The sequence below is a fragment of the Merdimmobilis hominis genome (genome assembly GCF_016901855.1).
Classification (GTDB): Bacteria; Bacillota; Clostridia; order Oscillospirales; family Ruminococcaceae; genus Paludihabitans.
In genome coordinates this window covers 1-7,820 of the sequence record NZ_JACJKY010000037.1, presented here as the reverse complement: position 1 = coordinate 7,820, position 7,820 = coordinate 1, and the positions used below count along the sequence as shown (strand labels likewise).

Below are 7,820 nucleotides of genomic sequence, written 5' to 3'. Positions count from 1 at the left end.
TAGAGCACCTGACTGTTAATCAGGGTGTCACTGGTTCGAGTCCAGTTGGGGGAGCCACCAGACTAAGTCTGGACGTAATTCGCGTCTGGACTTAGTTTTTTTATTTTAATGAGTTGCTCGCGCCGGGGATGGGAGAGGAGAAACCAGCGGCGCGGGATACATCATTTCTTTTCATCTGCTGATGTTCGTGCGCGAGGGAATCAGGCTGTGCCTGCGCGTCGGGGGCGAGAGGAGAAACCAGCGGCGCGGGATACATCATTTCTTTTCATCTGCTGATGTTCGTGCGCGAGGGAATCAGGCTGTGCCTGCGCCGCAGGTGCGGGTGAAGATTTACTTGTTGACTTTTTGTCGTTCTGTGCTATAATAATGGCGTTTTATAAAGAAAAATAGAGAGCGGGATACGATGAAAAAAGAATACATTCGCACAAAATACGCCTGTTATACGGCGAATCTTTCCATGTCAGTGGTGGGCAATCTGTCGCCATTGCTTTTTTTGACGTTTCGAAGTCTGTACGGGATCTCCTTTTCAATGCTCGGTGCGTTGATCCTTATTAACTTCTGTACACAGCTTGGCGTGGATTTGCTGTTTTCGTTTTATTCTCATAAATTCAATATTGAAAAAGCTGTCAAATTGACACCTGTGCTTACCAGTCTTGGACTGCTGATTTATGCGGTTTTTCCGTTTTTCTTCCCCGATGCAGTCTATGTGGGTCTTGTCATCGGCACCGTCGTCTTTGCGGCTTCCGGCGGCCTTGTTGAGGTACTCATCAGCCCGGTGATCGCAGAAATGGCACCGGACGACGCTGATCATGAGGTCAGTAAACTGCACTCTGTGTACGCATGGGGCGTTGTAGGCGTTGTCATTCTCAGTACGCTGTTTTTGCTTGTGTTCGGCAAAGAAAACTGGCAGATTCTCGCACTGCTTTGGACAATTATCCCGATTGTTTCCTGTGTATTGTTTTTTACCTCAAAGGTACCGAACCTGAAAACACCGCAGCATGCCTCAAATGTGCTTTCTTTGATCAAAGGAAAAGATTTTCTCGTTTGCTTTTTCTGCATCTTCCTGGGTGGTGCAAGTGAATGCACCATGTCGCAGTGGAGCTCGAGTTATCTGGAACAGGCGCTCGGCATTCCAAAAGTGTGGGGCGATGTGTTCGGCGTTGCATTGTTTGCCGTCATGCTCGGCCTGGGACGGTCGCTGTATGCAAAATACGGCAAAAACATCTATAAAGTACTGATGCTCAGCGGCATAGGCGCAACGCTTTGCTATCTCGCAGCAACGCTCTCAAATGTGGCGTTGGTAGGACTCATCGCCTGTGCAATGACAGGATTCTGCGTTGCAATGCTTTGGCCGGGCAGTCTGCTTGTTGCATCCGAACGATTCCCGGCATCGGGTGTCGCAGTCTTTGCACTGATGGCAGCCGGCGGAGATTTAGGCGCATCAATCGGACCGCAGCTTGTCGGAGCGGTGACTGACTTTGCGCTTAAAAATGAATGGGTGACAGCCCTTGCCGCTTCGATGCAGATGTCCGTCGATCAGCTTGGTATGAAAATCGGATTGCTGTGTGCGATTATTTTCCCGTTGCTCGCGTCCGTGCTGCTGATTGTATTGTATCGCAGCAGTAAGAAACGCACACACTCAAATTGAATACGCAAAAAGCATGCATGAGATCATCATGCATGCTTTTTTTTACAAAATCATGCATCCATATTGACAAAATATTGTCATCATAGTAAACTGAAGTTACAGAAAGCCGTTTTTGCTTTTTTGAATGTCTGTGTGAAAAATAATCAAAAAGAAGAGGTGAAACGATATGAAACAAATCAATCGAAAAAATGCGTTGACGCTGATTGCAGGATTGCTGGCTGTTTTGCTGTGTGCGCTGACTGCGTGCGCGCCGGAGCCTGAACCGCTCACGGAGGCGGAAATCGAAGAACTGCGCGAGGAGTATCCGGAATATAATTCCCCGCCGCCGCTTGTTAATATGTTCGTTCAGCAGTCGTTTGAGCGGAAAGCAACGATGGCGGATACGTATGTCTATGTGGAAATTACGAGCGAGCTGCAGTATTTCAGCAAATCAATGGAAAAATACATGGATGCGCAGATGATTGAAAAGTACCAAAAACAGGGACTTTCTACTGACAACACCTTTTTTGAATACACGGCAAAGGTGCTGGATGATTCGCAGGGACTGCTCAAATCGGGTGCAGCCATTCAGCTGCATTGTCCCATGATCTTTTTTGACAGTACACCGCCGCTCCAGGTTGGAGATCGCGTTGCAGTGGCCGTGACGAAAGATAAGGAGCGGGAAAACGCGTATTCTTTTGGGTGGACGACAATGTATTACGTCACAGAGGACGGACATGTGCTTTCGTGTGTCAAAGAGATCGAAGGCGATGAAAGAACGGGCATCGGTGTGGGCGCCTTGCTCGAAGAGGTGCGGGCAGTCAGAAAAGCGAAGGCGTCAGAACAATCGGAGTAGAGGTAAAGCAAAATCGTTTGAATGATATTGATTTTTATCTTTATAGACATGAGCCAGTAGTAAGGGTGTAATATATCAGCTCTATATTTGAAAGAAAGGGTGAACGAAATGAAACGTATCAACCGAATAACAACACGGACACTGTTTGCGGCACTGCTGGCCGTTTTGCTGTGTGCACTGACTGCGTGTGCACCAGAAGCTTCCCTCAGCAAAGAGGAGATCGAGGCACTGCGTGAGGAGTATCCGGATTCGGCAGAACATCCACCAATGATGTCAATGCGCGATTATACCTTTGCCGAAAGGGTCAGTCAGAATGACACCTTTGTCTATGTGGAAATCACGGGTGAGCCCCAGTTTTACAGCATTGATCTCAGGAGCGGCGTTGATGAAAAGCCGATGGAAAAAGGCGAAACAGTCGATTCAAGCCGCGTCGCGAAATTTGAATATCCGGCGAAAGTGATTCGGGATACAAACGGCATATTCGAAGGCGGAGAAGCGATCACCATTTCCTCGCCGCTCCTGTTTTTCGACTATACACCGTCATTTCAAGCGGGTGATCGGATTGTCGCGGGGGTCATGAAGGACGAATACAAGGAAACACGGTATCAGTTTTCTGCGCGGTGCGCGTATTATGTCACGGAGGATGAGCATGTACTCTCGTGCTTTAAAGAGCTTGAGGGCGATGAAAAAACGGGTCTTACCGTAGACGGACTGTTTGATGAAGCCAGAACAGCAAAGAAATAAGATCGGAATCACACAAAAATCGGATGCATACTTTGCATCCGATTTTTTATAGAAAACCCGTTTACAACCGATTTTCGTTGTGCTACAATCGTGCCAAAAGGAGGCGTTTTATCATGGAAACGGTGCAATATCAAAGAATGCTTCCGGTTGATCCGGTGTTTTATGATGTCGTGGTGATCGGCGGCGGAACCGCCGGTGCAGTTGCCGCGATTGCAGCATCACGCGAGGGTGTGAAAACACTGCTGATTGAACGTTACGGCTGTTTGGGCGGTACGCAGACGATGGCACTCGTCACACCGATCATGCACGAAGGAATGCGTACATCGAACGCAGAAAGCTATGTAAGCCGCATGATCCGCGAACGGATGGAGCAGGACGGTACGGCTTTTAAACGAACGGGAAATCACAGCACGTGGTTTGATACAGAACGGCTGAAAGCAACGCTTGAACAGCTGGTGGTCGAAAGCGGGTGCACCATTTGCTACGATACGGTGTGCAGTGACGTATTAGCAGAAAACGGCACGGTGAAAGGGATTGTCGTCACGGATAAGATGGGAATGCGCGTTGTACAGGGCAAGCAGTTTATTGATTGTACAGCGGACGGTGATGTTTGTGTGTCCGCCGGCGCTTCGTATGAACAGGGTGATCCGATTACCGGAAACAATCAGTCTGTCACACTTCGGTTTGAACTGTCGAATGTGGATCTTGATGCATTCGGTGATTTTTTGGAACAAGGCGGACAGCACGACGGCTATACGCGATATCCCGAATTTTCCACCTATGCGCCGCACGCATGTCCGGCATTTGACGCATTGATTCAGCAGCATGTGGCGCTTGGAACACTCACTGCGCAGGATGCCTCTTATATGCAGATGTTTTCTATGCCGGGAAGCGAACGTACGCTGAGCTTTAACTGTCCGGAGCTCGGCGGCGGAAGCAACGTGTTAAAAAACAGCACGCTGACGCAGAAGTATATCGCAGGCCGACAGGCGGTTTTGCGCGTATATGCGTTTTACCGAAATTATGTGCCCGGATTTTCGCACTGCGTGCTGTCGAAATTTGCGCCGATGATGGGCATTCGGGAAAGCCGCCGGATTCGCACGGATGGATGGCTGTCGGTGGCAGATGTGCTTGCTTACCGTAAATTTGACGATGCAATTGCCATGAGTGATTACGAGATTGACATTCACAAAGCGGTTGATACACAGCGCGGCGAGATGGAACAGCCTCATTATGACAAAACAGTACCCGAGGACAAACGGTATTATACGATCAGCTATCGTGCGGTTCTGGTGTCGGGATTTGAAAATCTGCTGGTGGCAGGACGATGCGCCGGCGCCGACTTTTATGCTCAGTCGACACTGCGCGTGCAGCATACCTGCCGGTATCTTGGTGAAGCGGCAGGCATCGGCGCGGCGCTTGCGGTCAAACAATCGTGTACGCCGCGGGAGATCGACGGACGGCTGGTGCGTCAGATTATGCAGCAAAACGGCGCCGACTTATATTGAAAAATGGAATAAGCGCATAAAAAAATCGGATGCAGGTTTGCATCCGATTTTTTGTCATATGTTATTGCTGATCAGGCGTGACGTGCTTGATTTCCGGTTCCTTGACGGGTTCGTCATCTTTGTGGAATACGTAGTCGTTGCCCGGCAGAATTGCGTTTAAGACAATACCGAGGATTGCAGCGATTGCAAGACCGGACAAGGTGATGGTATAGCCTGCGATCGCGAACGAGATACCGCTGCTGATGCCGAGCGCGCTGACCAAGATGACAGCCGCAATGACCAGATTGCGTGATTTGGTGAAATCGACGCGGCTTTCGACGACGTTGCGCACACCGACTGCGGAAATCATACCGTAGAGAATGAACGAAATACCGCCGATGATTGCGGTCGGAATCGTGCTGATGAGCGCGCCGACTTTCGGGCTGAAGCTCAAAAGAATCGCAAAGCAAGCGGCAATGCGCATGATGCGCGGGTCATAGATGCGGGTCATTGCAAGCACACCGGTGTTTTCGCCGTATGTGGTGTTTGCCGGGCCGCCGAAAATACCTGCCATTGTGGTTGCAAGACCGTCACCAAGCAGTGTGCGGGAGAGTCCCGGATTTGCAATGTAGTTGCGTCCGGTGGTTGCACTGATGGCCGCCATATCGCCGATGTGCTCCATGATGGTTGCAAGTGCGATCGGGACGATCATCAAAACCGCGTTTAAGTCGAATTTTGCCATGGCAGAGGTGTGCAGCGGCAGACCAATCCAAGCGGCGTCAAGAACCGGCTGAAAATCGATTTGTCTCATGCAGACCGCCACGATATAGGAAACGGAAATGCCCAGAATAATCGGGATGATGCGGATCATGCCTTTGCCGAAGATGTTGCATACGATGATGACGCCGAGCGCAACAACCGCCAAAAGCCAGTTCTGACTTGCATTTGTCACAGCGCTTGGCGAAAGAATCAAGCCGATTGAAATGATGATCGGGCCGGTGACAACCGGCGGGAAAAAGCGCATGATTCGTTCGATGCCGAACGCGTGAATCAAAAGCGACAGCAGAACATACACAAGACCTGCAATCGCGACACCGCCGCAGGCATACGGCAGCATTTCAAGGTTTGCACTGCCGTCTGCAAGACGCGGTGCAACCGCAGAAAAACCACCCAAGAACGCAAAAGACGAGCCTAAGAATGCCGGAACGCGGCCTTTTGTGATAAGGTGGAACAGCAGTGTGCCAAGACCTGCAACCAACAGGGTGGTGGAAACGTCAAGACCGGTGATGATTGGTACGAGTACGGTCGCACCGAACATCGCGAATGTGTGCTGAAGTCCGAGCAGAAGCATTTTCGGCACACCTAACTGACGTGCATCAAACAGGCCTTCCTGTCCGATTTGAACTTTTTCTTTTTTCATACATCCTCCTTTTCGGGAAATCCCGAACCAATGGGTTGAGAATTGCTCAATTAAAAATATCATAGCAAAAAATTCATAGAAATTCAATCAATTCAACGCAAAAAACAAGACAAAATCGGACCGGAATAGGAAAAATCTCCTTTACCTGATTTTTACAAAAACAATCTTTCTGTTTTTACATGAAAACGATACAATCATGTCGAAACAGAGAGGAGCGCACAGAATTTGAGACGAAAACAGATTGTATTTGGAAGTATACTGATTGCAGTTGTTTTGGCAGGCATTGTGTTTGGGGCAGTTTGTTTATTGACAAACGGAACACAGACAACACCCGGCGGCCTTGTATTGGACGCAGATGCACATGAGTGGGAGCCGTCACAGCCGATTGTTTCGGATGAACAGCAGGGAATCAAAATTCCCGGATACGGCACGATCATCTTTCCGGCAGGCGAAGAAAACGTTGCGCTCACGCTGTATAATCCAAAAGAGAATGCATGCGTGTTTCAATTTTCACTGTATATTGACGATGAAGAAACACCGATTTATACATCGGATGCAATCGAACCCGGAAAAGCGGTGCAGGAAATTACGCTCAACCGCGCACTGCAAACCGGTGAATATGTGCTGAAAATTCAGATTGATCCGTATGATCCGCAGAGCGGTGCAAAGCACAACAACGCCGTTGTGACTGCAAAGCTTCAGGTAATATAACGCAACCGTCCGTCAAAAACGGTTGAAGATAGATCAAAACAGCGATTCAAGGAGGAAATAACAATGAAAAAGGTTTTAACGTCCGTACTCGCAGGTGCAGTTTGTCTTTCGCTCGCAGCACTTCCGGTTTGCGCAGGTTCTGCAACACAGGAGGGCGGCGTAGAGCTGAGCACCAACTTTACGTTTGAGTATGCAAACGATCCGACCTACACGGTCACAATTCCGGACACACTGACCATTGAAAAAGAAGGTTCGGTCATGAGCTTTGAGGCTTCCGATGTGGAAAATCTCGGCGATCAGAAAATTTCCGTCACCATTGCAGGCACTGATAAATTCCGCGATCAGATGCTGCTGGAAGGCAGAACAGAGGATGGCAAACAGGCTTCTCTGCGCTATTACTTTGAATTTGAAGACGGCCGCCGCATCGAAACGGTGGGCAACGGTATCAATGGCACCGAGATCGTTTCCTTTACAGAAGACGGCACAAAATCGTTTACCGTAAAACCGATTCTGACCGGTTCGTCTTCGATCAAAAAAGGTGTTACTTACACCGGCAGCATGACCTACGGAATTGAGCTGGTTCCGGTTGAATAAAAAACGGTTTGCTGTTCGAGCAGCAGCCTTTGCAGCAAGCGGTTTGCTCTGGCTTGCAGGGAGCGCAATGCCTGCTGCTGCACAGGGAGAAACCACATTCTCGTTTACGTTTGAAGAAGAGGAAGAATCGGTTCCCGTTCCCGATACAGGTGATGCGACATCCTTTGCTTTGCCGATGCTTTCCCTTGGATTTGCCGCTGTATTCGGTACAGCAGCATGCAAAACCGCACGGCGCAGATCATAAAGCAGATCATAAAAATAACACGAAGCGATTTGCTATGTGTTCTTAGCGAAGTTTTTAGGGTGGTATGTAACCGGAAGGCAATTTTGCCTTCCGGTTATTACTTTTATGCAGAGATATCTTCCTCTGCATCTTCGTCA

General features: G+C 49.1%; 9 protein-coding genes. 7 read left to right on the top strand and 2 right to left on the bottom strand.

Going from position 1 to position 7,820, the window contains the following annotated elements; genetic code table 11:
• Positions 1–100: 100 nt before the first annotated feature.
• The gene (locus H6A12_RS12620; protein WP_204448384.1) at positions 101–259 is read right to left on the bottom strand and encodes a hypothetical protein; all 159 of its coding nucleotides are present in this window, start codon (positions 257–259) and stop codon (positions 101–103) included.
• 144 nt (positions 260–403) lie between these two features.
• Between H6A12_RS12620 and H6A12_RS12615 the strand changes: the two genes are divergently transcribed.
• The 4 genes from H6A12_RS12615 to H6A12_RS12600 all read left to right on the top strand — a co-directional run bounded on the left by H6A12_RS12615 (position 404) and on the right by H6A12_RS12600 (position 4,735).
• A complete protein-coding gene (locus H6A12_RS12615) occupies positions 404–1,648 on the top strand; it encodes an MFS transporter (RefSeq protein WP_204448383.1) in 1,245 nt (414 codons plus the stop codon).
• A gap of 166 nt (positions 1,649–1,814) precedes the next feature.
• Complete coding sequence (locus H6A12_RS12610; protein ID WP_204448382.1) at positions 1,815–2,483, top strand: hypothetical protein; 669 nt, start codon at positions 1,815–1,817, stop codon at positions 2,481–2,483.
• 108 nt (positions 2,484–2,591) lie between these two features.
• Complete coding sequence (locus tag H6A12_RS12605; RefSeq protein WP_204448381.1) at positions 2,592–3,227, top strand: hypothetical protein; 636 nt, start codon at positions 2,592–2,594, stop codon at positions 3,225–3,227.
• 113 nt (positions 3,228–3,340) lie between these two features.
• Complete coding sequence (locus tag H6A12_RS12600; protein ID WP_204448380.1) at positions 3,341–4,735, top strand: FAD-dependent oxidoreductase; 1,395 nt, start codon at positions 3,341–3,343, stop codon at positions 4,733–4,735.
• Between the two features lie 61 nt (positions 4,736–4,796).
• On the opposite strand, the gene H6A12_RS12595 is transcribed toward H6A12_RS12600, so the two are convergent.
• Positions 4,797–6,134, bottom strand: a complete 1,338-nt coding sequence (locus H6A12_RS12595) for a uracil-xanthine permease family protein (RefSeq protein ID WP_204448379.1) — start codon at positions 6,132–6,134, stop codon at positions 4,797–4,799.
• Between the two features lie 225 nt (positions 6,135–6,359).
• Between H6A12_RS12595 and H6A12_RS12590 the strand changes: the two genes are divergently transcribed.
• The 3 genes from H6A12_RS12590 (at position 6,360) to H6A12_RS12580 (ending at position 7,683) form a co-directional block, all read left to right on the top strand.
• Positions 6,360–6,845, top strand: coding sequence for a hypothetical protein (locus tag H6A12_RS12590; protein WP_204448378.1), 486 nt, complete (start codon positions 6,360–6,362; stop codon positions 6,843–6,845).
• A gap of 63 nt (positions 6,846–6,908) precedes the next feature.
• Positions 6,909–7,439: a hypothetical protein gene (locus H6A12_RS12585; RefSeq protein ID WP_204448377.1), complete on the top strand. Its 531-nt coding sequence runs from the start codon at positions 6,909–6,911 to the stop codon at positions 7,437–7,439.
• Positions 7,432–7,683 carry a hypothetical protein gene (locus H6A12_RS12580; protein WP_204448376.1) on the top strand — a complete coding sequence of 84 codons (252 nt, stop codon included), beginning with the start codon at positions 7,432–7,434 and terminating at the stop codon, positions 7,681–7,683. Before H6A12_RS12585 ends, H6A12_RS12580 begins: the two co-directional genes overlap by 8 nt.
• Positions 7,684–7,820: the final 137 nt, after the last annotated feature.

Excerpts from the sequence above, each read along its gene's own strand:
- H6A12_RS12620 (WP_204448384.1), bottom strand. The coding sequence starts at position 259 with ATGATGTATCCCGCGCCGCTGGTTTCTCCTCTCGCCCCCGACGCGCAG.
- H6A12_RS12615 (WP_204448383.1), top strand. The coding sequence starts at position 404 with ATGAAAAAAGAATACATTCGCACAAAATACGCCTGTTATACGGCGAAT.
- H6A12_RS12610 (WP_204448382.1), top strand. The coding sequence starts at position 1,815 with ATGAAACAAATCAATCGAAAAAATGCGTTGACGCTGATTGCAGGATTG.
- H6A12_RS12605 (WP_204448381.1), top strand. The coding sequence starts at position 2,592 with ATGAAACGTATCAACCGAATAACAACACGGACACTGTTTGCGGCACTG.
- H6A12_RS12600 (WP_204448380.1), top strand. The coding sequence starts at position 3,341 with ATGGAAACGGTGCAATATCAAAGAATGCTTCCGGTTGATCCGGTGTTT.
- H6A12_RS12595 (WP_204448379.1), bottom strand. The coding sequence starts at position 6,134 with ATGAAAAAAGAAAAAGTTCAAATCGGACAGGAAGGCCTGTTTGATGCA.
- H6A12_RS12585 (WP_204448377.1), top strand. The coding sequence starts at position 6,909 with ATGAAAAAGGTTTTAACGTCCGTACTCGCAGGTGCAGTTTGTCTTTCG.